General features: G+C 67.6%; 20 protein-coding genes and 1 pseudogene. 13 read left to right on the plus strand and 8 right to left on the minus strand.

Annotated features, from left to right (window positions below; all coding sequences use genetic code 11):
• Window position 1: 1 nt before the first annotated feature.
• Both ACPTTC_RS18960 and hpnA read right to left on the minus strand, forming a co-directional pair.
• Window positions 2–1444, minus strand: coding sequence for a phage tail protein (locus ACPTTC_RS18960; protein ID WP_423393468.1), 1443 nt, complete (start codon window positions 1442–1444; stop codon window positions 2–4).
• Between the two features lie 107 nt (window positions 1445–1551).
• On the minus strand, window positions 1552–2559 hold the full coding sequence (hpnA, locus tag ACPTTC_RS18965) for a hopanoid-associated sugar epimerase (protein WP_059780150.1): 1008 nt from the start codon (window positions 2557–2559) through the stop codon (window positions 1552–1554).
• A gap of 176 nt (window positions 2560–2735) precedes the next feature.
• Between hpnA and ACPTTC_RS18970 the strand changes: the two genes are divergently transcribed.
• From ACPTTC_RS18970 to ACPTTC_RS18980, 3 genes are all read left to right on the plus strand, one after another.
• Window positions 2736–3032: an acylphosphatase gene (locus ACPTTC_RS18970; RefSeq protein WP_175952690.1), complete on the plus strand. Its 297-nt coding sequence runs from the start codon at window positions 2736–2738 to the stop codon at window positions 3030–3032.
• A 16-nt stretch (window positions 3033–3048) separates the two neighbouring features.
• Window positions 3049–3948, plus strand: coding sequence for an EamA family transporter RarD (gene rarD / locus ACPTTC_RS18975; protein WP_423393469.1), 900 nt, complete (start codon window positions 3049–3051; stop codon window positions 3946–3948).
• 397 nt (window positions 3949–4345) lie between these two features.
• Window positions 4346–5467, plus strand: a complete 1122-nt coding sequence (locus ACPTTC_RS18980) for an OpgC domain-containing protein (RefSeq protein ID WP_423393470.1) — start codon at window positions 4346–4348, stop codon at window positions 5465–5467.
• Between the two features lie 46 nt (window positions 5468–5513).
• On the opposite strand, the gene ACPTTC_RS18985 is transcribed toward ACPTTC_RS18980, so the two are convergent.
• Both ACPTTC_RS18985 and ACPTTC_RS18990 read right to left on the minus strand, forming a co-directional pair.
• Window positions 5514–5720, minus strand: coding sequence for a hypothetical protein (locus tag ACPTTC_RS18985; RefSeq protein ID WP_423393471.1), 207 nt, complete (start codon window positions 5718–5720; stop codon window positions 5514–5516).
• Between the two features lie 116 nt (window positions 5721–5836).
• Complete coding sequence (locus tag ACPTTC_RS18990; RefSeq protein ID WP_175965169.1) at window positions 5837–7357, minus strand: peptide MFS transporter; 1521 nt, start codon at window positions 7355–7357, stop codon at window positions 5837–5839.
• A gap of 499 nt (window positions 7358–7856) precedes the next feature.
• Here ACPTTC_RS18990 and ACPTTC_RS18995 point away from each other — a divergent pair, with 499 nt between their 5' ends.
• The 7 genes from ACPTTC_RS18995 to ACPTTC_RS19025 all read left to right on the plus strand — a co-directional run bounded on the left by ACPTTC_RS18995 (window position 7857) and on the right by ACPTTC_RS19025 (window position 15730).
• Window positions 7857–8438, plus strand: coding sequence for a cupin domain-containing protein (locus tag ACPTTC_RS18995; RefSeq protein WP_175952685.1), 582 nt, complete (start codon window positions 7857–7859; stop codon window positions 8436–8438).
• 179 nt (window positions 8439–8617) lie between these two features.
• Window positions 8618–10228, plus strand: a complete 1611-nt coding sequence (locus tag ACPTTC_RS19000) for a peptide ABC transporter substrate-binding protein (protein WP_423393472.1) — start codon at window positions 8618–8620, stop codon at window positions 10226–10228.
• 11 nt (window positions 10229–10239) lie between these two features.
• The gene (locus ACPTTC_RS19005) at window positions 10240–11178 is read left to right on the plus strand and encodes an ABC transporter permease subunit (protein ID WP_175952683.1); all 939 of its coding nucleotides are present in this window, start codon (window positions 10240–10242) and stop codon (window positions 11176–11178) included.
• 13 nt (window positions 11179–11191) lie between these two features.
• Window positions 11192–12094, plus strand: a complete 903-nt coding sequence (locus tag ACPTTC_RS19010; protein WP_175952682.1) for an ABC transporter permease — start codon at window positions 11192–11194, stop codon at window positions 12092–12094.
• Window position 12095: 1 nt separating this feature from the next.
• Complete coding sequence (locus ACPTTC_RS19015) at window positions 12096–13088, plus strand: ABC transporter ATP-binding protein (protein ID WP_423393473.1); 993 nt, start codon at window positions 12096–12098, stop codon at window positions 13086–13088.
• Window positions 13085–14104, plus strand: coding sequence for an ABC transporter ATP-binding protein (locus tag ACPTTC_RS19020; protein WP_226197349.1), 1020 nt, complete (start codon window positions 13085–13087; stop codon window positions 14102–14104). The genes ACPTTC_RS19015 and ACPTTC_RS19020 overlap by 4 nt, the downstream gene beginning before the upstream one ends.
• 165 nt (window positions 14105–14269) lie before the next feature.
• Entirely contained in the window at window positions 14270–15730 is a 1461-nt protein-coding gene (locus ACPTTC_RS19025; protein WP_423393474.1) for an OprD family porin, read from the plus strand.
• 54 nt (window positions 15731–15784) lie between these two features.
• Here the strand turns inward: ACPTTC_RS19025 and ACPTTC_RS19030 are convergent, their stop codons facing one another.
• The 3 genes and pseudogenes from ACPTTC_RS19030 to ACPTTC_RS19040 all read right to left on the minus strand — a co-directional run.
• The gene (locus ACPTTC_RS19030; RefSeq protein WP_226197351.1) at window positions 15785–16780 is read right to left on the minus strand and encodes a DedA family protein/thiosulfate sulfurtransferase GlpE; all 996 of its coding nucleotides are present in this window, start codon (window positions 16778–16780) and stop codon (window positions 15785–15787) included.
• Window positions 16781–16939: 159 nt separating this feature from the next.
• Window positions 16940–17209, minus strand: a complete 270-nt coding sequence (locus ACPTTC_RS19035) for a hypothetical protein (protein WP_011353737.1) — start codon at window positions 17207–17209, stop codon at window positions 16940–16942.
• Between the two features lie 269 nt (window positions 17210–17478).
• Window positions 17479–18434: pseudogene (locus ACPTTC_RS19040) on the minus strand (phospholipase domain-containing protein); the annotation flags it as partial.
• A gap of 332 nt (window positions 18435–18766) precedes the next feature.
• On the opposite strand from ACPTTC_RS19040, the gene ACPTTC_RS19045 reads away from it, so the two are divergent.
• From ACPTTC_RS19045 to ACPTTC_RS19055, 3 genes are all read left to right on the plus strand, one after another.
• Window positions 18767–19267 carry a GNAT family N-acetyltransferase gene (locus ACPTTC_RS19045; protein ID WP_423393475.1) on the plus strand — a complete coding sequence of 167 codons (501 nt, stop codon included), beginning with the start codon at window positions 18767–18769 and terminating at the stop codon, window positions 19265–19267.
• Between the two features lie 272 nt (window positions 19268–19539).
• Window positions 19540–21135, plus strand: coding sequence for a thioredoxin family protein (locus tag ACPTTC_RS19050; protein ID WP_423393476.1), 1596 nt, complete (start codon window positions 19540–19542; stop codon window positions 21133–21135).
• A 74-nt stretch (window positions 21136–21209) separates the two neighbouring features.
• A complete protein-coding gene (locus tag ACPTTC_RS19055; protein WP_423393477.1) occupies window positions 21210–21575 on the plus strand; it encodes a 5-carboxymethyl-2-hydroxymuconate Delta-isomerase in 366 nt (121 codons plus the stop codon).
• A gap of 77 nt (window positions 21576–21652) precedes the next feature.
• On the opposite strand, the gene ACPTTC_RS19060 is transcribed toward ACPTTC_RS19055, so the two are convergent.
• On the minus strand, window positions 21653–21916 hold the full coding sequence (locus ACPTTC_RS19060; protein ID WP_423393478.1) for a DUF4148 domain-containing protein: 264 nt from the start codon (window positions 21914–21916) through the stop codon (window positions 21653–21655).
• Window positions 21917–21940 lie beyond the last annotated feature (24 nt).

Genomic DNA, 21940 nt, shown 5'->3' on the forward strand with positions numbered 1-21940 from the left:
CCTAGCGCTGCGTCAGCATCATGTACATCTGGACCACGACGTCCGGCGAGAACGTGAACGGCACCCAGCCGTAGCCCGTGTGGCGGGCCACCAGCAGGCGGTCGCCGTTCGTCTGCTTCTGTACGGCCATAATCGGATTCTTCGTCGTCACGAAGCGCCAGCCGGCCGGGATGCCGGGCGGCGGCTCCGGCTGCATCGACGCGCGCGCATGCGCGAGTTCCTCGATCAGCTGCCCCAACTGCTCCGGATGCAGCGTGATCGATTCGCCGTTGATGGTCAGCGTGAGTTCGTTCTGCGACGGACGCGACACGTGCAGCGTCGATTTGTCCGACGGGGCCGGGGTGGTGGCCGCGTCGGCTTCGCCGTCAACCGGTGTTTCGGCTTGCGCCGTCGCGACGATGGCCGCTTCGGCATCGGCCGTCGAATCCACCGTTTCGGCCGCCGCCGGCGCGATCACGGCCGGTTCCGCGGCCGGCGCGTCGGCCGGCGCAGGTTCGACGACTTCGGCTGCCACGGCCGGGGCGGCGACCGCGTGGGTCGCGGTTTCCTTGACGACGGCCTCGACCAGCGCCTCGGCGTCGGCGACGGCCTTCGCGTGGTGCTGCGCAGCCGCTTCGGCTTGCGCGATCGCCTCGGTATGACGCTGCGCGACGGCCTCGGCCTGCGCGGTGGCGTCGGCGTGGCGCTGCGCGGCCGCCTCGGCCTGCGCGATCGCTTCGGCATGGCGTTGCGTGACGGCTTCGGCCTCGGCGGTGGCGTCGGCATGACGCTGTGCGGCGGCCTGCGTTTCCGCGATCGCCTGCATGTGCTGCTGCGCGAGCGCTTCGGCTTCCGCGATCGCAGCCTTGTGGCGCTGCGCGGCGGCTTCGGCTTCGGCGATCGCGGCCGTGTGACGCTGCGTGGCCGCTTCGGCTTCGGCAGTCGCTTGCGCGTGACGCTTCGCGGCGGCCTCGGCTTCGGCGGTCGCGGCCGCATGGCGCTGCGCGGCCGCTTCGGCTTCGGTCGCGGCGGCGTGATGGCGTTGCGCGGCGGCTTCTGCTTCGGCGATCGCCGCTGCGTGACGTTGCGATGCGGCTTCGGCATCCGCGTGACGTTGCGCGAGCGCTTCGGTCAGTGCGGTGGCTTCCGTATGGCGCTGCGCGGCGGCTTCGGCCTGCGCGGCGGCATCCGTGTGACGGTGGGCGGCGGCTTCGGCGGCGGCGGTGGCTTCCGCGTGGCGCTGTTGCGCGGCTTCGGCGTCGGCGGCTGCCGCCGTATGGCGTTGTGCGGCGGCCTGCGCTTCGGCTTCCGCGGCGGCGTGACGTTGCGCGGCGGCCTGGGCTTCCGCTGCCGCGGCGCGCGCGAAGGCTTCCGCGCTGCGGGCCGCCTGCTGCGCGGCGTGGTGATCGTGGAGGAGCTGATCGACGCCCACGGTGAGCGAAGCGATCTGATCGTTCAGGTTCATGCGTGTCTTCTCTGCGTAAGACCCGCGATTTTACCCGCTGCGCGGTGGCGGGCCGCGCGGGACGTGTAACAAAGTGCGCAAAGCGGCGTGAAGCACGCCGCTTTGTGCTACTTCAGGTAGCCTGCGGCGCCGAACCAGTCGAGCGCATCGCGCAGCCCTTCGCGGTACGGGCGCGCACGGTAGCCGAGTTCGCGCTCGGCCTTCGCGGACGTGAAATACATCTTGTTCTTCGACATCCGCAGCCCGTCCACGGTGACGAACGGCTCCTTCTTCGTGAATTTCGCGACCGCTTCGGCGCCGACCGCGAGCGGATAGAGCGGCCAGCGCGGCAGCGCGATCGTCGGCGCCTTGCGGCCCGTCATTTGCGCGATGTCCGCGAGCATCTGCTGCAGCGGCAGGTTCTCGCCGCCGAGGATGTAGCGCTCGCCGATCCGGCCGCGCTCGAGCGCGAGGAAGTGGCCGTGCGCGACGTCGTCGACGTGCACGAGGTTCAGCCCCGTGTCGACGAACGCGGGAATCTTGCCGAGCGCGGCCTCGACGATGATGCGGCCGGTCGGCGTCGGCTTCACGTCGCGCGGGCCGATCGGCGTCGACGGATTGACGATCACGGCCGGCAGCCCTTCGTCGGCGATCATCCGCTCGACCGCGCGTTCCGCGAGCACCTTGCTGCGCTTGTAGACCCCGATCGCCTGCTCGGCCGTGAGCGGCCGGTTCTCGTCGGACGGATCGCCGGCGCTCGTCACCTTCAGCGTCGCGACGCTGCTCGTGTAGACGATCCGCTCGACGCCTTCCGCGCGCGCCGCGCGCATCGTCGCGACCGCGCCCTCGAGGTTCGCGCGCTCGATCTCGTCGGGATCGGGCGCCCACAGCCGGTAGTCGGCCGCCACGTGCAGCAGGTAGCGCACGCCGCGCAGCGCGGCGCGCATCGACGCCTCGTCGCGCATGTCGCCGGTGACGATCTCGGCGTCGAGGTCCGCCACGTTCGTGCGCGGGCTGGTCGGGCGCACGAGCACGCGCACCGCATAGCCTTTCTGCTGCGCAATGCGTGCGACGGCCGAGCCGACGAAACCGGACGCGCCGGTGACGAGAACGAGATCGCGGGAGGTATCAGTCATGCGTTTCCTTCAGGGCCGCGCGCGAGCGGCGCGGCGGTTGAGCACGGGCGAGATTGTACGTGGTCGGCGCGCGCGGCGACGCAAGGCCGCGACGGCGGCGAACAGGCTCCGGCCCGTGTGCGAAGCGGCCGACGCGACTACAATGCCGGGCTTGAATGCAACGGGAGGGCGACGCGATGAGCCGCAATGAACTGGACGAACGGATCGAGACCTACTACGTGCGGGTGCGCGGCGTCGTGCAGGGCGTCGGCTTCCGTCATGCGACGGTGCGCGAGGCGCATGCGCTGAAGCTGCGCGGCTGGGTCGCGAATCTCGAGGACGGCAGCGTCGAGGCGATGATCCAGGGCCCCGGCGCGCAGATCGACCGGATGCTCGCGTGGCTGCGCCACGGGCCGCCGGCCGCGCGCGTGACCGAAGTGACGTTCGAGGAACGCCAGACCGAACGGCGCTTCGAGCGCTTCCAGCAGCAGTAAGCGGCGCGAAACGATCATGACGGGGTATCCGGAGGCCGGGCGCGGCCTCATGCTGTCGGTGGCGGCGTCGATGCTGTTCGCGCTGATGTCCGCCTACGCGAAACTGCTCGCGCCGCTCACCGGGCTCGACATCTTCGCGTGGCGCGTGTTGTGGACCGCACCGGGCGCGCTCGCGCTGATCGCGCTGCGCGACCGCTTGCCCGCGCTCGTCGACCTCCTTCGGCGCAGCGTGCGCGACTGGCGTCTGCTGCTTGCGCTGCCCGTGAGCGCCGCGCTGCTCGGCGTGCAGTTGTGGCTGTTCCTGTGGGCGCCGCTGCACGGCCGCATGCTCGAAGTGTCGCTCGGCTATTTCCTGCTGCCGCTGACGATGGTGCTCGTCGGCCGTTTCTACTATCACGAACGGCTCGATCCGCTGCAATGGGCGGCGGTCGCGTGTGCCGCGCTCGGCGTCGCGCACGAAGTGTGGGCGACGCGCGCATTCGCGTGGCCGACGCTCGTCGTCGCGCTCGGCTATCCGCCGTATTTCGTGCTGCGCCGGCGGATCAACGCCGATTCGCTCGCCGCGTTCGCGGTCGAGATCGTGCTGCTGTGCCCGATCGCGTTCGCGATGGTCGTGACGAGCGCGACGCGCGTCGCCGACCATCCGGTGCTGTGGGCTGCGCTGCTGCCGGGCCTCGGCGTGCTCAGCACGCTCGCGCTCGCGAGCTACCTGAAGGCGAGCCGGATGTTGCCGATGGCGCTGTTCGGGATTCTCGGCTACGTCGAACCGGTGCTGCTCGTCGCGGTGTCGCTGCTGCTGCTCGGCGAAACGCTGAGCGTCGCGAAGCTCGCGACGTATGGGCCGATCTGGGTCGCCGTTGCGCTGACCGCGTGGCATAGCGCCATGCTGATGCGGCGCCTGCCGGCGCGCAGATAAACGTCGATCGCGATGCGGCTGCCGCGTGCCATGTGCCGCGTCGTGCATCGCCAAACCACTGCGCCGCAGCGGTCAGATACATCGATGCTGGCCGCAAACTGGCGTTGCGCCGACGCGAGTCTGGCGACGCCGCCTGCTTTGCCCCACAAGGCTCGCGCCCGTAATCGAACAAAAGATTCGGTTGCACTTTGTTACTTAGGGTCTCCCCGGATCGGCCATTAGACTGGCCTGATCGATTTCCCTTCGTATGCAGCCTTTCAATGAACGGTCATCTCCGTGCCTGGCCGGCCGGGTCGGCGCGATGCGGGCATACGCGTATCGCCGCTGATCACGCTCGCCTCCTTCTCCCCGATTCACTTTCCGGTGCGTGCCGCACCGTTGCCGTGCAGGTGCGCTCATGTCGTTGAGTGGACTGCCCGCCGCGATTCAGCCGTCGCGCAGCGGCCGCCTGATCGAAGTCGATTTCTTCCGCGGCATCGTGCTGTTGATGATCGTCGTCGATCACATCGGCGCAAGCGTGCTGTCGCGCGTCACGCTGCATGCGTTCGCGCTGTGCGACGCGGCCGAGGTCTTCGTCTTTCTCGGCGGCTTCGCGACCGCGAGCGCCTATGGCGCGATCGCCGAGCGGCACGGCGCCCGCGCCGCGCAAAAGCGGTTCGTGCGCCGCGCGATGCAGATCTACCGCGCGTTTCTCGCGACCTCGACGCTGATGCTCGTCGTGTCGGCCGTGCTCGACCACTACGGGATCGATGCGCCGAACCTCGCGCTCGACGACGTCAGCGTGATGCTCGCCTCGCCGCTCACGGGCCTCGCCGAGCTGCTGACGTTCCAGCGCCAGCCCTATCTCGCGTCGGTGCTGCCGATGTATGTGCTGTTCGCGCTCGCGTCGCCGGTGCTCGTGCCGTTCGCGCGCCGGCATCCGTGGCTGCTCGTCGCGCTTGGCATCGCGTCGTGGATCGCGGCGGGCTGGCTCGGCCCCGAACTGCTGGATACCGATGGATTCCGCTGGAGTTTCAATCCGTTCGCATGGCAACTGATGTTCGTCGCCGGCGTGCTCGCGCGCTGCCAGCCGTTCTACCGGCGCATCGCGCTCGGGCGCTGGGGGGCGGCTGCGACCGGGCTCGCGTGCGCGGTCGTGCTCGGCTGCGCGAGCTACAAGCTGTTCTCGGGGCTGCCGCTGCCGGAAGGCGTGTTCAAGCGCGATCTCGCGCTGCCGCGCGTCGTGAGCTTCGCGGCCATCGCGTGGCTGATGGCCGACTGTGTGCGTTTCGGCTGGATCGCGCGGATCGCGCAGGGCGTGCGGCCCGTCGTGGCCGTGGGCCAGCGCGGGCTGATCTGCTTCGTCGCGGGCGCGGCGATCTCGCTCGTCATCGATTCGCTGTTGCACCCGGTCGTGCGCAGTACCGATCTGCGGCATGTCGGCGTGGGCCTCGTGGCCGACGCGTGCGCGCTCGGGCTGATGATGGCCGTGGCCGGTTCGGGAACGTGGATCGCGCGGTGGCGCAGCGCGGCCGCATGAGCGGCGCGGGAGGCGGCGCGTGCGGCACGGAGTGTGCCGCGCGGCGTCAGTGAGGTGAGCCGATACGGGAGCGGGGAACGGCGGTGGTGTCGTCGGATTCGGCGTCGTCGCGTTCGTCGGGCGCCGGATCGTCGCGTTCCGCGAGTACCGCGTCGGCTTCGGCTGCCGCCCGGGCGGCGCGCAGTGCGGTGCATCGCTGCGCGTACCGGATGTCCGACAGTATCCTCAGTATCCTCGTGGTCTTGCTTTTCATGGTCTTCTCCCGCCAGTGCGCATCTCGGCGGATGCACTGCTTGCAACCAGTGTAGGACGCAATCGCGCAACCGGCGGGAGAATGTGGCGTGCACGCAGCACGCCGAGGGATAGTCCTTACTGAGCCGCGGCGACGCCCTGCGCCTGCAGCGCTTCTTCGCGGCGCTCTTCTGCACAACGCTGGTGCTGACGCGACAGGCGGTTCATCAGCGGCAGAAGCAGCAGTGCGAGCAGCATGCCGATCGCGGCGAGCCAGCCGAGCTTCTCGAACAGCGACAGGTACAGCGGCAGCGATTCCGTGGCCGGCAGTTCGTGCGACGGCATCTGCGCGAAGTTCGCGACGACGCTGCCCAGATACTGCGACACACCCGTCGCGACGAAGTACGCACCCATCATGAAGCCGCTCATGCGCGCCGGCACGTAGCGGGCGATCATCGCGAGGCCGAGGCCGCTCACCAGCAGTTCGCCGAGCGAGTAGAGGCCGTAGCCCCACACCATGAACCACGACGACACGCGGCCGTCGACCGCGTAGCGGCCGCTGATCGTGAACACCAGGTAGCCTGCGGCCACTGCGCCGAAGCCGAGCGCGTATTTCGCGGCGACCGGCAGGTCACGGCCGCCCTTCGCGACGGCGTTGTAGACCCACACGAGCACCGGGCTCAGCAGCATGATCCAGATCGGGTTCAGCGCCTGGAACTGCGCGGCGCTCCACGTGAACAGCGTCGTGCCGAACAGCATGAAGCGCGGATCGACGTTGCGCAGCGCGAACAGCGTCAGCGACGTCGACATCTGCACGTAGAAGATGAAGAACAGGATCACCTGGCCGATCAGCACGAGTGCCGCGATCAGGCCCGCGCGCTCCGAGCGCTCCGACTTCGCGATCATGTATGCGAAGATCGCGAGGATCGCGAACGCTGCCGTCCACACGCTGGCGACCGCGAGCTGCTTGTGCTGCAACACGTACAGCGTGATCAGCGCGAGCCCGACGCCGCCCAGCGCGACCGCGCCGAGGCGCTTCCAGCGGATCGGCTGCTCGTCCGGCAGCGAGCCGACGTGCGCGAGCGTGCGATGCATCAGCATGAAGTTGAGGATCGCGAGCAGCATGCCGCCGCAGCAGACGGCGAACGCGGTGTGCCAGCCCCAGTGATCCTTGATCCACGGCGTCGCGAGCATCGACACCGTCGAGCCGATGTTGACTGCCATGTAGTAGATCGTGAATGCGCTGTCGATGCGCGCGTCGTCGCCTTCATAGATACGGCGCACGAGGTTGGCCGCGTTGGCCTTGAACAGGCCGTTGCCGACGACGATCACGCCGAGCGACGCGTACATGTACGTCAGCTGATCGTTCGGTACCGACAGCATCAGGTAGCCGGTGCACAGCACGGCCGCGCCGATGATCATCGTGCGGCGGGCGCCGAGCACCTTGTCGCCGATCCAGCCGCCGATCGACGGCGCCGCATAGACGAGTGCGGTGAACGCACCCCAGGTCAGGTTCGCATGGCTGTCGGTGAAACCGAGCCGGTCGACCATGAAGAGGACCAGGAGCGCGGCCATGCCGTAGTAGCCGAAGCGCTCCCACATTTCGATGAGGAAGACCGTCGTAAACGATCGGGTTTGTGAAACAGGTGGTTGCATCATCAATCTCGTTTGAAACGGACGGCACGGATCGCGCGTCGTCTAGGGGTCGAACTGGCGCCGGTGCACAATGGGCCGGGTAGGCTTCGTGCTGGCGATGGAACAGTCGGGCGGTTAGCCCGGGCCGGGGTCTGACTCCGCCTGGTGTGGCGGGGAGGGGCCCCGACCGGCGCGCGCATGGTAACGGCTGCCGGTCCGGTGCGTCACGTATCTGCCACTTAGGGAAACTCCCAATGCGGCAGCAGCTTTCAGGAACATTCGTCTCATCATCTATTTGTAAGCTTTCGTGCCGGCCCTCCGAAGATTCCCGGAGAGCCGCTTGCAGCTTGCCTGTGAAGCCGGCGAGTCTGGCAAGATAGCGCGTCATTTCGCTCGCTTCGTGTCCCGTTTAGTGCACCGGGCTCAACACCGAAGACGTGGGCGAACCCGAAGACTAAGCTATATCGTTCTAACTTAGTTATTTTCCATCAAACATTTTTTGACGACTACTTTTCGGCCTGCTATGGTTCCCCCCACTGAAAACTCGCGGTCGGCAGACGCTCCCGCCGCTCTGGGCAGCAAGATTCGCGCGTTGCGCCAACGACTCAAGCGCACGCTCGACGACACCGCTACCGCCGCGGGGATTTCGAAGCCGTTTCTGTCTCAAGTCGAACGCGGGCTCGCGTCGCCGTCGCTGACATCGTTGGCCGGTATCGCGCACGCGCTCGGTGTGACGGTGCAGTACTTTGTGGATACGCCGAGCGAGGAACGCTCGGTTTGCCGCGGCGAGCAGCTGCGCTTCTTCGGGTTTGCCGATTCGGCGAACCTGTTCGCGAGGCTGACGAACGTATCCGAAGGGCGCCAGCTGGAGGCGATCCTCGTGAGGATGCCGCCGGGGCAGAAGCGGTCTGAGGTGACGACACATGCAGGAGAGGAGTTCCTGTATGTGATTGAAGGGGAAGTGTCGCTGACGCTGGAAGGCAAGACATTCGTCCTGCAGGCCGGCGACAGCTCGCATTATCAGTCGACGGTCCCGCATAGCTGGGTCAACACCGCGAAGATCGAGTCGGTGGTGGTCTGGGTGGGTACGCCAAGGCTGTTCTAACGCACAGGTATTCCTTCGTTTCGAAGACGGAATGCCTGTCGAAAGAAACGTAAGGAATACTAAAATGCAATACGAGAATCACGGGCCTCCTCAATCGCTGCACCCGTCAGCGTCTCAAGCGTAAGCCGCGGCATCCGCCGCGCGACGCTCACCGAACAACCCTTCTCAAGACCGCCACGATGAAATCCTTGCATGCCATGTCGGCCGTGCTGGCCGCGCTCGCCCTGACGCCTGCCGCCCACGCCGTTACCGTTCCGTCGTACGTCACGCTCGCTCCTCAACAGGACCTGACGCGACAGGTGCCCGCCGAAGTCGAGTCGCTCGACCCCGCGCACATCGAGTCGTGGACCGGCAACACGATCGGCCTCGACCTGTTCGAAGGGCTGGCCCGCATCGATGCGGCCGGCCAGGTCGTGCCGGGCGTCGCGCTGTCGTGGGAGCGAAAGACGCCGCAGACGTGGATCTTCAAGCTTCGCCACGACGCGAAGTGGAGCAACGGCCAGCCGGTGACGGCCGCCGATTTCGTCTATGCGTGGCAGCGCCTCGTCGATCCGAAGACGGGCTCGAAATACACGATCCTCGTCGAGTTCGTGAAGAACTCGAAGGACATCATCGCCGGCAAGGCCGCGCCGTCGACGCTCGGCGTGCGTGCGATCGACCCGTACACGCTCGAGGTGACGACCGACGTGCCGGTCGCGTTCTTCCCGGAGCTGACCGCGATGGTGCCGCTCGCCCCGGTGAACAAGGACACGGTGACGAAGCTCGGCGACGCGTGGACGCGCCCGGGGAACATCGTCAGCAACGGCCCGTTCCAGTTGGTCGACTGGCAGCCGAACAACCGTATCGTGATCTCGAAGGACGCGAAGTACTGGAACGCGCCGAAGGTCGTGATCAACAAGGTCACGTACCTGCCGATCGAGAGCGACGAGACCGCGATGCGCATGTACCAGGCCGGCCAGATCGACTACAGCTACTCGATTCCGTCGGGGATCTTCCAGCAGGTCAGCAAGCAGTTCGGCGGCGAACTGCGCCAGGGCCTGCAGCTCGCGACGTACTACTACTACCTGAACAACAACGATCCGGCGCTCAAGGACAAGCGCGTGCGCCAGGCGCTGTCGATGGTGCTCGATCGCGACGTGCTGACCTCGAAGCTCACGCAGGCCGGCGAAAAGCCGATGTACGGGCTGATGCCGAACGGCACGAAGGGCGTGCAGCCGTTCACGCCGGACTGGGCGTCGTGGCCGATGGCCAAGCGCGTCGACTACGCGAAGAACCTGCTGAAGCAGGCCGGCTACTCGGATGCGAAGCCGCTGTCGTTTACGCTGACCTACAACACCAACGACCTGCACAAGAAGGTTGCGCTGTTCGCCGCGTCGGAATGGCGCACGAAGCTCGGCATCAACACCAAGCTCGAGAACGTCGAGTTCAAGGTGCTGATGAAGGAGCGGCATGACGGCAAGGTGCAGATCGCGCGCGACGGCTGGTTCGCCGATTACAACGACGCGATGACGTTCTTCGACCTGCTGCGTTGCGGCAGCGCGCAGAACACCGTCGGCTACTGCAACAAGCAGGCCGATGCGCTCGTCGACGAAGGCAACCAGAAGCTCGACGACAAGGCGCGTGCCGCGCTGCTCACGCAGGCACACGACCTCGCGCTGAACGACACGCCGATGGTGCCGCTGTTCCAGTACTCGGCCGACCGGCTCGTGAAGCCGTATGTGGGCGGCTACTCGCTGAAGAACGTGATCGACATGCGTGCTTCGCAGGACATGTACCTGATCAAGCACTGAGCGGAGCGATCATGCTGGCCTACGCACTGAGACGCACGTTGTGGGCGGTGCCGACGATCCTCGCGGTCGTCACCGTCTGCTACCTGCTGCTGCACTTCACACCCGGCGGCCCGTTCGATACGGAGAAGCAGCTTTCCGCGGCAACGCTCGCGAACCTGAACGCGAAGTACCACCTCGACCAGCCGCTGTGGAAGCAGTACCTGATGTACCTGAACGCGCTGCTGCACGGCGATCTCGGTCCATCGTTCCGCTATGTCGACTGGTCCGTGAACGATCTCGTGCGCAAGGCGCTGCCGGTGAGTCTCGGCGTAGGCGGCGTGTCGATCCCGATCTCGATCGGGCTCGGCGTGCTGCTCGGCACCGTCGCGGCCGTGCGCCGCGACAGCTTCATCGACCGCGTCGTGATGCTGATCGGCAACATCGGCAACGTCGTGCCGCCGTTCGTGCTCGGCCCGGTGCTCGTGTGGATCTTCGCGATCCTGCTGAAAACCTCGGCCGGCAACGGCTGGCTGCCGGCGGGCGGCTGGGGCGACGGCGGCTGGCAGTACCGGCTGCTGCCGATCGTGCTGCTGACCTTCATCAACATGTCGCTGCTCGCACGCGTGATGCGCGGCTCGATGATCGAGACGCTGTCGAGCAATTACATCCGCACCGCGCGCGCGAAGGGCCTGCCGGGCTCGACGATCGTGCTGCGCCACGCGCTGAAGCCCGCGCTGATGCCGGTCGTGTCGCTGTTCGGCACGGTCTGCATCTCGTCGATCACGGCGGCCGTCGTCACCGAATCGGTGTTCGCGCTGCCGGGGCTCGGGCAGCTCGTCGTGAACGGCGCCATCAACCGCGACTACACGCTGGTGCTCGGCCTCGTCGTGCTGACGACCGTCTGCGCGGTGCTGTTCAACCTGCTGGTCGACCTCGCGTACGCGTGGCTCGATCCGCGCATCCGTTATTGAGCGAGGCACAGCGATGACTCCGACTACTCCCGTCGTCGGCCTGCCCGTGCAGACCGACTCGCCGCCGCGTTCGCGCTCGCCGCTCGCGCTTGCGATGGCGCGCTTCCTTCACAACCGCGCGGCCGTGTTCAGCCTCGTGCTGCTCGCGCTGATCACGCTCGCATGCTTTGTCGGCCCGTGGCTGCTCGCGGCCGATCCCGCCGCGAGCGACTGGGGCTCGATCAGCCTGCCGCCGACCTGGGCGAACCAGCACTGGTTCGGCACCGACGAGCTCGGCCGCGACCTGCTGGTACGTACGCTGATCGGCGGCCGCGTGTCGATCGAGGTCGGCCTGCTCGGCACGCTCGTGTCGGGCCTGTTCGGCGTCGCATGGGGCGCCACCGCGGGTTTCGCGGGCGGCCGCGTCGACTCCGTGATGATGCGCATCGTCGACATGATGTACGCGATCCCGTACCTGCTGATCGCGATCCTGATGATGACCTTGTTCGGCCGCTCGTTCATGCTGGTCGTGCTGACCATCAGCGCGTTCTCGTGGATCGACATGGCGCGTGTCGTGCGCGGCCAGACGCTGTCGCTGCGCAGCCGCGAGTTCGTCGATGCGGCGCGCGCGATCGGCGTGACGCCGACGTCGATCGTGCTGCGTCACATCGTGCCGAACCTGCTCGGCGTGGTCGTTGTGTATGCAACTGTTTCGGTGCCGGGCATCGTGCTGACCGAATCGGTGCTGTCGTTCCTCGGCCTCGGCGTGCAGGAGCCGATGACGAGCTGGGGCGTGCTGATCCAGGACGGCGCGCAGAAACTGGAATCGATGCCGTGGCTGCTGCTGGCTCCGGCCGTCATGCTGTGCGTGACGCTTTACTGCGTGAACTTCGTCGGCGATGGCCTGCGTGACGCGCTCGACCCGAAGGATCGCTGAAATGGCTGCACTGCTGGAAGTAGACAACCTCGGCGTGCGCTTCACGCGCAAGGACGCACCGCCGGTCGACGCCGTGAGCGGCGTGTCGTTTTCGCTCGAAGCCGGCAAGACGCTCGGCATCGTCGGCGAATCGGGCTCGGGCAAGAGCCAGACCGTGATGGCGCTGCTCGGCCTGCTGGCCGGCAACGGCACGACGACGGGCGTTGCGCGCTATCGCGGCGACAACCTGCTCGAGATGGATACGCGCGCGCTGAACAAGGTGCGCGGCGACCGGATCGCGATGATCTTCCAGGATCCGATGACGTCGCTCAATCCGTTCCTGACGATCGAGCGGCAGATGACCGAGACGCTGCAGCTGCATCGCAAGCTGTCGCGCAGGGAAGCCACGAAGCGCGCGATCGAGGCGCTCGAATCGGTGCGCATCCCCGACGCGGCACGCCGCATCCGCATGTATCCGCACGAGTTCTCGGGCGGCATGCGCCAGCGCGTGATGATCGCGATGGCGCTGCTGTCCGAGCCGGAAATCCTGATTGCCGACGAGCCGACCACCGCGCTCGACGTGACCGTGCAGGCACAGATCATCGACCTGCTGCGCGAGCTGAACCGCGAGCGCGGCACCGCGATCGTGCTGATCACGCACGACATGGGCGTGGTCGCCGGCCTCGCGGACGACGTGATGGTCATGTATGCGGGCCGCACGGTCGAATACGCGCCGGCCGATTCGATCTTCGCGGCGCCGTCGCATCCGTACACGATCGGCCTGCTCAACGCGCTGCCGCGCCTGACCGACGCGGACGATGCGCCGCTCGTCGCGATTCCCGGCAATCCGCCGATGCCCGGCACCGCGCCGGCCGGCTGCGCGTTCGCGAAGCGCTGCACGTATGCGGAAGAACGCTGTGGCTCCGCGCGCCCTGTGCTCGAAACCTATGGCCCCGTGGGCGCGGTGCGCGCGTGCCACCGCCCGGTGGCCGATCTGACGGGAGGTCTGCGATGAGCGTCGATGAACGCCGCCAAGCCGGCGCGACGGACGACACGCTGCTGTCCGTCGATGGTCTGAAAGTGCATTTTCGCGTGCCGCTCGGCGGCTATCCGTGGTCGCCTAAGGGGACGCTGCGCGCGGTCGACGGCGTGTCGTTCGACGTGAAGCGCGGCGAGACGGTCGGGCTCGTCGGCGAATCGGGCTGCGGGAAGTCGACGCTCGCGCGCGCGCTGATCGGCCTGGTGCCGATGACGGCCGGCGCCGTGAAATGGCGCGGCGAAGCCGTCGAGCCCGATCACCTGCGCGGCAACGCGATGCGGCGCGAAGTGCAGATGATCTTCCAGGATCCGCTCGCGTCGCTCGATCCGCGCATGACGATCGAGCAGGTCGTCGCCGAGCCGCTCGTCACGCACCAGGCCGGCCTCGGCCGCACCGAAGTGCGCCGCCGCGTGGTCGCGATGCTCGAACGCGTCGGCCTGAACGCGCATCACCTGCTGCGCTATCCGCACGAGTTTTCGGGCGGCCAGTGCCAGCGCGTCGGCATCGCACGCGCGCTGATCGGCGAGCCGAAGCTCGTGATCTGCGACGAGCCCGTATCGGCGCTCGACGTGTCGATCCAGGCGCAGATCGTGAACCTGCTGCGCGACCTTCAACGCGAACTGTCGTTGTCCTATCTATTCGTTGCGCACGATCTGGCGGTGGTGAAGGCCATCAGCCAGCGTGTGCTCGTGATGTATCTCGGCCGCGTGATGGAGTTCGGCACGCGGCATGACGTGTACGGCGTGCCGCAGCACCCGTACACGAAGGCGCTGCTCGATGCGGCGCCGACGCCGGAGCCGGCGCGCGAGCGTGCTCGCCGTCCGATGCTGCTGGCGGGCGAGATGCCCTCGCCGCTCAACCCGCCGTCCGGCTGCGCGTTCCGCACACGCTGCCCGGTCGCGATCGAAGCGTGCGCGCAGGACGTGCCGCTGCCGGAAGTTCGGCAGGGGTCGGCCGCGCGTGTCGCGTGCATCCGCGCGGGTGTGGCGTGAGCTGAAGTGACGCAGCAAACATAACCAAGGCAGGTCAACAGGGGTAGGTGCGGCGCGAACGATCTTCGCGCCGCGGGTACAGGCGCGTCCTTAACCGGGCGCGCCGGGGGGCCGGGAGCGGATCGCAACCGGCGTGGACGATATCAACACAAGACGAGAATGACGATGAAAAAACAGAAAACGATCGGGACGGCATCGAAAATGCTGCTCGCATGGGGGTTGCCGGCACTCGCCGGTGTCTCGCTGACGGGCGTCGCGCACGCAGACGACGCGGCCCCCGCACCGCTGACGGTCGCACAGGCCGCGCCGGGCGCAACCGTTGCTCAGGCAACGACCCCGAACGCCATTGTCAACGCCGAAGCAACCCAGGCCGTTACGCCGCCCGATGAGCCGTCGGCGCAGTCGAAGTCGAAGGGCTTCATTGCCGACAGCCATCTCGACTTCCTGTTCCGCAACTATGCGGACGTGCTCGACGCCAAGGGCGGCCCGCATCGCCACGCGTGGGTGCAGGGCGCGATGGCGAACTTCGAGTCGGGCTATACGACGGGCCTGATCGGTATCGGTTTCGACGCGTCGCTGTATGCGGCGCTGAAACTCGACGGCGGCCAGGGCGCCGGCAGCATGGTGCACATCGCGAAGGGCGGCGGTGGCGGCAACCAGCTCGCATGGGCCTATCCCGGCATCTACGACGTGAAGGCGCGCATCTCGAACACGGTGGTCAAGTACGGTCTGCAGGCCGTCGACAACCCGTTCATGGAGCAGCACGACAACCGCGCGCTGCCGCCGACGTTCCTCGGCGCGACTCTCGTCAGCAATGAATTCAAGAACGTGATGCTCGAGGCCGGCAGCTTCACGAAGACCGACGCGCGCGGTCACACGACGCTCACCAACCTGACGACGCAATACGGCGGCACACGCATCAACCGCCTGTCGTACGTCGGCGGCACGTGGGATTACTCGCCGAACGGCGAAATCGCGCTGTACGCGAACCAGGCTGACGACGTGTGGCACCAGTACTACGCGTCGGTGAAGCACAGCATCGGCAGCCCGCAGACGATCAAGTGGACGGGCTTCGGCAACGTCTACTCGACGCACGACACGGGCGATGCGCTGCAAGGCAAGATCAACAACAACGCGTACAGCCTGTCGCTGGCCGCGCAGCACGGCCCGCACGAGCTGCTGCTCGGCTTCCAGCAGGTGCTCGGCGACCAGTTCTTCGACTACCTGAACGAAACGAACGGCATCTTCCTGACCAACTCGATGGACGTCGACTACAACGCGCCGCACGAAAAGTCGCTGCAGCTGCGTTACACGTTCTACGGCAAGGAAGCGGGCCTGCCGGGCTTCAAGGCGATGGTCTGGGGCGTCACGGGCTGGGGGGCGGACGGCAGCGCGGGCGCGGCGAACGACCCGAGCAAGTCGAGCATCTACTGGAGCAACGGCGCGCCGGTGCAGGGCCGTCACCACGAGTTCGGCTTCATCCCGTCGTACACGTTCCAGAGCGGCAAGCTGAAGGACACGAAGGTCACGTTCATCGCAATGTGGCACGCCGGTTCGGCACACTACTCGGACGCGACGAACACCGAGTACCGCCTGGTCGTGAACCTGCCGCTGCACGCGTTCTGATCGCAGGGGGCGCATGCGCCCCCGCCTCGCACGGCCGGCCTTCGATCGAAACGATCAGGCCGGCTTGTGCAGCCCCGCGACCGGATCGTTCGCAGCGGGCATGTCTTCCATGAGCGACGTGAGCTGGCGGCCCGTATCGCGCCATGCATCGAGGCCGCCGCGCAGCGCGAGCGCATCGGTGAAGCCGGCGTCGAGCAGGCGCTTCGCCATCAACGCGGCCGTGAACTCGTTCGGGCACGAGCAGTACACGACGAACTTCTGCGTGAACGGATAGCGCTCGACGATGTCGCCGATCTGGCGTTCGTCCGCGAACTGCGCGCCGGGAATCGTGAACGGGTCGAGCTTGCGGTGCTCGGGCGAGCGCACGTCGAGGACCACCGGCGCGCCTGTATCGCGCAGCATCGCGTCGAGCTCGTCGACGCCGATTCGCGCGCTCGCGAGCTGGCGGATCAGTGCGCGGCGGCGCATCCAGCGGATCGCCGCGTACACCGCCAGCACCGCGACGGCCGCCAGCAGCGCCACGCGGCCGAGCTGGCCCGCACCGGCGAACAGCCAGTCGATCTGGCGATAGAACATCATTCCGATCACCAGCCCGACGATCGTCCACAGCGCGGCGCCGAGCGCATCGTAGCCGACGAACGTGCGATAGCGTGTGCCGAACGCGCCGGCCATCGGCACCGACACGAGCGACAGCCCCGGAATGAAGCGCGCGACGGCGAGCACGCGCACGCCGTAGCGGCCGAAGAAGCGCTCGGTTTTCTTCACGCAGCTGTCGCGCGACAGCGACAGCCGGCAGATCGTCTTCAGCGTCGTGCCGCCGAAGCGCCGGCCGGCGAGATACCACACGGTGTCGCCGATCAGTGCGCCGAGCACCGACAGCGCGACCACCGTGACCAGTTGCGAGCCGATCATCGCCGGATGCATCGCGGACATCGCGCCGAACAGCACGAGCGTCGGCATCGCGGGCACCGGCAGCCCGATGGCTGCCGCGAGTACGTTGGCGAAGACGAGAAGCGGCCCGTATTGGGCGACGAGGTCGCGGAGGAGCATGACGGCTGACCGAAGAGGAAAAGCGTGCGGAAGGCACGCAGATGGGCCGATTATCGGCCTTTTTCAAGTCAGCGGCGGGAATAACGCAAAGCGCCTGACGGCGGCAGGGGGATGTCGGTGAGCCGGCGACCTGCGCGCGGCTCACCGTCCGAAATCCAATCAGGAGGAGGTGCGGGCGAGCGACGCTGCGCCGTGGTTTTCGCCGGGCAGCTCGGCGCCGTGCGAGCGGATCGCCGCGATCAGTTCGGCCGGCGTGATCTCGTAGCGGACTTCGCGGTGGATGCCGGGCTTGCGTTCGTCGATCTCGATCAGCAGCACGCTCTTGCCGTCGCCGGTTGCTTCGAGCCGGAGCGAGCGCAATTCGCGGCCGTCGGCCGGGTCGTGTTCGGTGAGCAGGGTCATTGCCCCGGATGAGCCGGTAGTGCGCATCGAACCTATCCTCGTATCGTGGATGCCGTCGTGGTGAAGATGTCTTTGTTGAATACAGCTTGACGCAGTTTAACGCGAACGGGCCGCAATTCGGAGCATTTTCGTGGGGCGAAATGAGGGCTGAAGCATCGATCCTTCTGATGTTTGAGCCGCGCGGGGCGGGCGTTTGCGCCGGATCGGGCGCAAGCGCGGCCGGCGCCTGGCCGCCGTTCGCGGCCGGGCCGGCCCGGGCGGCGACGCGTGGCGCAACGCGGGTCGCCGCGGCGGCATCAGAAGCGCTCGGCAAGTCCCATCGCCGGGTCGCTGACCGAGTGGCGGCCGGTTTCGACGCGGCGCGCGACGCGGCGCGGGAAACTTGCGTCGCTGTCCGCGATGACGATGAAGTCGTACCCGTGGCCGGTTGAGTCGAGTTTCCGGTGCAGCTCGGCCCCGTCCCCGGCGCGCACCGTGACCGTCCACGTGGTACCGGTGCCGTGATCGAGGCCGCGGCCCTGGCTGTTGCCGTCCTCGTTGCCGTGGCCATGACCGCGATCGTCGTGTGCGCCGCGGCCGGACGGCGGCCCGTAGACCGGGTTCGACTTCACGGTGAAGCGCGCCGTGCCGCCGCCGTGGTTGCGCAGCCGCGGATGGAGGTTGCCGCTCGCGCCCGCATGGCCGACGCGCACTTCCGGATGCGGCGCGCGTGTACCGGCCAGGCGGCCGAGGTCGCCGGCGAAGCGGCGGTGACAGCCATTCGGGCACAGTACCCACAGGTCATATTTACCGCCATGGTCGGCGCCCGCGGCCCAGTCGCCGTGCAGTGTCTTGCCCGGTTCGACGACGTAGCGCTGCGGCAGGCGGTTGAGCTGCAGCGAGTCATCGACGTGGAACACGGCGGCGGCGCGTCCCGTGTTTGCGAACTTCAGTGTGACCGTGCCGTTGCCGGCATCGGTACGCGCGCTCGCATGCAGTTCGTAAGGCAGCGCGCGACGGGCGCATGCCGGTCGCCTGCGCGGGCAGCGACGGCACGGCCGGCGGCACGATCTTCGGCGCGGCCTGTTGCGCGGCGCTCAGCGCGTCACCTGGCTTTTCGTCGTATGGCCCGCGAGCGTCGGCAGCGGTTCGTGGTTCGGCGAGCGGAAGTTGAACGCGCTCGTCAGGTCGCCGCACACCGCGCGGCGGTACGCGCCGATCCGCGGCTCCACGGCGACATCCCCCACATCGGCACGCGCGGGCCCGGTGCATGCCGGATTGGGCGGCGCCCAGTCTAGGGAGGCGGCGTGACGGCGACGGGATGAAGACATGGCATCGCATGTCGCGCGCGTGACGTTGCGTACGCAACGATCGATCGGAAAGCGATGCGCGAAGGAAGCGGGTCGGGAATTACCGATTGCAGTGTGCGGAATCGGTCGGATTTTTCCTGTTCGCGGTGGCGTGGCGCGATCGCGTGTCGTTGCGGGTGCAACGGCATCGCATGACACCCGTGTTTCAAATGCGTGAAATCGGATAAGCTCGATCTGTTGCTGCGCACGTGCGCAGTCCGCGCGACTGGCGCGACTTTTCGGAACCGGCCCACCCATGACCGACATCACGATCCGGCACAGCGAGACGCGCGACGTCGACGCGATCCGGCAGATCGCCGCGCATCCCGCGGTGTACGCGAATACGTTGCAGTATCCGTTTCCGTCGCTCGAGAAATGGCAGAAGCGGCTCGAAGGCGCACGCGAGCACGGCGTGAGCCTCGTCGCCGAAATCGACGGCGCGGTGGTCGGCCATCTCGGCCTGCATCCCGAACAGAATCCGCGCCGGCGTCATGCGGCGGGGCTCGGCATGATGGTCGACGCGGCGTATCACGGGCGCGGCGTCGGCAGCCGGTTGCTCGCGGCCGCGATCGACCTCGCGGAAAACTGGCTGAACATCACGCGTCTCGAGCTGACCGTGTTCACCGACAACCGCGCGGCGAACGCGCTCTACGAGAAGCATGGCTTCCGGATCGAGGGTGAATCGCCGGGCTATGCATTGCGCGACGGCGTGCATGCGTCCGTGTATCACATGGCGCGGATCAAGGCGCGACAGTGAAGGCTCGGCCGACGCGTATCCGACGGCACGCGCGGCCGCGATGCCGCGCGTCATATTCATTCGAGAATTCGTTCGTTTTCTCCCGGCCGTGCCCGTCATATCGTTGAACGATTTGCCGGTCGCCTCGGCCGGCGTGCGCTTTTCCGTAACGATCCTGCGCGGCGTTGCACGCCGGCTGGCTTCATCGTCATCGCTTCATGGCGGTTGCTTCACAGCCATCGCTTCGCGCGCCGCGCCTTCCCGCAACCGTCTCTTTCAACGGACCCGCTTCGATGAAAACCGCTCTCCGGAATCTGACTGCCGCCTGCCTGCTCGCCGCCGCGGGTGCGGCGTTTGCCGCTGCTACGCCCACTGGCGCCCCGGTGGCGAGCGCATCGTCTGATGGCGCGCACCTGCCGCCCGGCATCGCGTGGCAGCACGGCGACGTCGACGCCGCCTTCGCGTTGGCGAAGCGCACCGGCAAGCCGCTGCTGCTCTACTGGGGCGCGGTCTGGTGCCCGTCGTGCAACCAGGTGAAGTCGACGATCTTCAGCCAGCAGGCATTCAAGACCCGCTCGTCGTTCTTCGTGCCCGTGTATCTCGACGGCGATACCGAAAGCGCGCAGAAGCTCGGCGAGCGCTTCAAGGTGCACGGTTATCCGACGATGATCCTGTTCCGTCCCGACGGCACCGAAGTGACGCGGCTGCCGGGCGAAGCCGATCTCGATCGCTACATGCAGGCGCTGTCGCTCGGGATGACGGCCGCGCACCCGGTGCGGCAGACGCTCGCGACCGCGCTGAAGAATGGCGCGTCGCTGACGCCGGACGAATGGCGCCTGCTGGCCGACTATTCGTGGGATACCGACGGCGCGCTGCCGGTGGCGGCGGATCGCGTCGCCGAGACGCTGCAGTCGCTCGCGCAACGCGCGCGGGCGGCCGGTGCGAAGGCCGAATCGGCGCGCTTCGCGCTGAAGTCGGCCGTGGTCGCCGCGTCCGACGATCCGGCGCAGGCCGGCGCGCTCGACAAGGCGGCGCTTGCCGGTTCATTGCGCACGGTGCTGCAGGATCCTGCGTTGTCGCGCGCCGATTCGGACGTGCTGGTTGCGGCGCCCGCGCGCGTGGTCGCGTACCTCGGCGGGGACGACGCGCAGCGCGCGAAATTGCGCGGCGCGTACGACACGGCGCTTGCGCGCCTGTCGACCGACACGACGCTGTCGTCGATCGACCGGCTGATGGCGCTGCACGGCCGCGTACTGCTCGCGCGCGGCGATGCACGCAAGGGGGCACCGCTGGCCGCGCCGGCACTGGCCGACGCCGCGCGCAAACAGATCGCCACGTCGGTGCAGGGCGCCGCGAATGCGTACGAGCGGCAGGCGCTCGTCAGCGAAGGCGCGGACACGCTGACCGACGCAGGGCTGTACGACGAGTCGGATGCGTTGCTGAAGGCCGAGTTGCCGCGCTCGTCCACGCCGTACTACTTCATGTCCGGGCTGGCCGCGAATGCGAAGGCGCGCGGCGACAAGGCCGCGGCGCTCGACTGGTACCGCAAGGCATATGACTCGGCGAGCGGGCCGGCGACGAAACTGCGCTGGGGCGCGACCTATTTTGCGAATGCGGTCGAACTGGCGCCGGACGATTCGGCGCGCATCGAAGGGATCGCCGCGAGCGTGCTCGCGCAGGCCGACAAGACGCGCGACGCGTTCTACGGCGCGAACCTGCGCGCGCTGACCAAGGTCGTCACGCAGTTGAACCGTTGGCGCGGCAGCGGTGCACACGATGCATCGGTCAGGTCGATCGCGAAGCAGTTCGACGGCATCTGTGGGAAACTGCGCGCCGGCGATCCGCAGGCAAGCGCCTGCGTGCGCCTGATCCAGCCGGTCAAGGCATAGCATCCGGTGGCGCTGCGCAGGCTTTCGGGATGCCGTCCGGCGCTTTTCCCGATACCAGCGAGGCCACCGACACCATGCCCCACCTGACGCTCGAATATTCCGCGAACCTCGACGGGTTCGACGCCGGCGCGACCCTGCGCGCGCTCAATGCCGCGCTTGCCGCGTCTGGCCATTTCGACGAACGCGACATCAAGAGCCGCGCGCTGCGGTTCGATACGTTCGCGGTCGGCACGTCGTCCGCGCCGCGCGCGTTCGTCCACGCGAAGCTCGCGGTGCTGAGCGGCCGCACGACCGACGTCAAGCGCGAACTGTCGGAGCAGGTGCTGGCGGAACTGAAGCGGCACGTCGTCGCGCCGCCCGGCACGCACCTGCAGCTGTGCGCGGAAATACTCGAACTGGAACGCGAGTCCTACGCGAAAGCGAGCATCGAGCCGCGCTGAGCGGGCGGCGCGGTGCGCGCTGCGCGGGCCGGGAACGTGGCGCTGACGCGCACGCAGCCGGCGGATGCGAAACCGGGCTATTGGCCCGTGGCGTACGCGCCGCGATTGCCGTAACCGGCGCCCGTGGCCCGCGGCGCACCCTGCTGCCGTGCGATCTTCGCCTCGGCGGCCTGAATGCTGGCCGGGTAGAACCAGTCGCTCGGCTGGAAGCCGGCCTTTCTCAATGCAGCCACTTCAGCATGAACTTCGGCCCGTGTGAGCGGCTGGTTGGCTTGCGCGTACGCGGCGAGGGGAGCGGCGAATGCGGCAGCCAGGGCGATGGTGCGGATCAGTGGATTCATGAGCGGATACCTCCAGGTTTTCGA

The organism is Burkholderia mycopellens (assembly GCF_964265025.1).
Lineage (GTDB): Bacteria > Pseudomonadota > Gammaproteobacteria > Burkholderiales > Burkholderiaceae > Burkholderia.

Coding starts and splice junctions, on each gene's coding strand:
- ACPTTC_RS18960 (WP_423393468.1), bottom strand. CDS start 1,444: ATGAACCTGAACGATCAGATCGCTTCGCTCACCGTGGGCGTCGATCAG.
- hpnA (WP_059780150.1), bottom strand. CDS start 2,559: ATGACTGATACCTCCCGCGATCTCGTTCTCGTCACCGGCGCGTCCGGT.
- ACPTTC_RS18970 (WP_175952690.1), top strand. CDS start 2,736: ATGAGCCGCAATGAACTGGACGAACGGATCGAGACCTACTACGTGCGG.
- rarD (WP_423393469.1), top strand. CDS start 3,049: ATGACGGGGTATCCGGAGGCCGGGCGCGGCCTCATGCTGTCGGTGGCG.
- ACPTTC_RS18980 (WP_423393470.1), top strand. CDS start 4,346: ATGTCGTTGAGTGGACTGCCCGCCGCGATTCAGCCGTCGCGCAGCGGC.
- ACPTTC_RS18985 (WP_423393471.1), bottom strand. CDS start 5,720: ATGAAAAGCAAGACCACGAGGATACTGAGGATACTGTCGGACATCCGG.
- ACPTTC_RS18990 (WP_175965169.1), bottom strand. CDS start 7,357: ATGATGCAACCACCTGTTTCACAAACCCGATCGTTTACGACGGTCTTC.
- ACPTTC_RS18995 (WP_175952685.1), top strand. CDS start 7,857: ATGGTTCCCCCCACTGAAAACTCGCGGTCGGCAGACGCTCCCGCCGCT.
- ACPTTC_RS19000 (WP_423393472.1), top strand. CDS start 8,618: ATGAAATCCTTGCATGCCATGTCGGCCGTGCTGGCCGCGCTCGCCCTG.
- ACPTTC_RS19005 (WP_175952683.1), top strand. CDS start 10,240: ATGCTGGCCTACGCACTGAGACGCACGTTGTGGGCGGTGCCGACGATC.
- ACPTTC_RS19010 (WP_175952682.1), top strand. CDS start 11,192: ATGACTCCGACTACTCCCGTCGTCGGCCTGCCCGTGCAGACCGACTCG.
- ACPTTC_RS19015 (WP_423393473.1), top strand. CDS start 12,096: ATGGCTGCACTGCTGGAAGTAGACAACCTCGGCGTGCGCTTCACGCGC.
- ACPTTC_RS19020 (WP_226197349.1), top strand. CDS start 13,085: ATGAGCGTCGATGAACGCCGCCAAGCCGGCGCGACGGACGACACGCTG.
- ACPTTC_RS19025 (WP_423393474.1), top strand. CDS start 14,270: ATGAAAAAACAGAAAACGATCGGGACGGCATCGAAAATGCTGCTCGCA.
- ACPTTC_RS19030 (WP_226197351.1), bottom strand. CDS start 16,780: ATGCTCCTCCGCGACCTCGTCGCCCAATACGGGCCGCTTCTCGTCTTC.
- ACPTTC_RS19035 (WP_011353737.1), bottom strand. CDS start 17,209: ATGCGCACTACCGGCTCATCCGGGGCAATGACCCTGCTCACCGAACAC.
- ACPTTC_RS19045 (WP_423393475.1), top strand. CDS start 18,767: ATGACCGACATCACGATCCGGCACAGCGAGACGCGCGACGTCGACGCG.
- ACPTTC_RS19050 (WP_423393476.1), top strand. CDS start 19,540: ATGAAAACCGCTCTCCGGAATCTGACTGCCGCCTGCCTGCTCGCCGCC.
- ACPTTC_RS19055 (WP_423393477.1), top strand. CDS start 21,210: ATGCCCCACCTGACGCTCGAATATTCCGCGAACCTCGACGGGTTCGAC.
- ACPTTC_RS19060 (WP_423393478.1), bottom strand. CDS start 21,916: ATGAATCCACTGATCCGCACCATCGCCCTGGCTGCCGCATTCGCCGCT.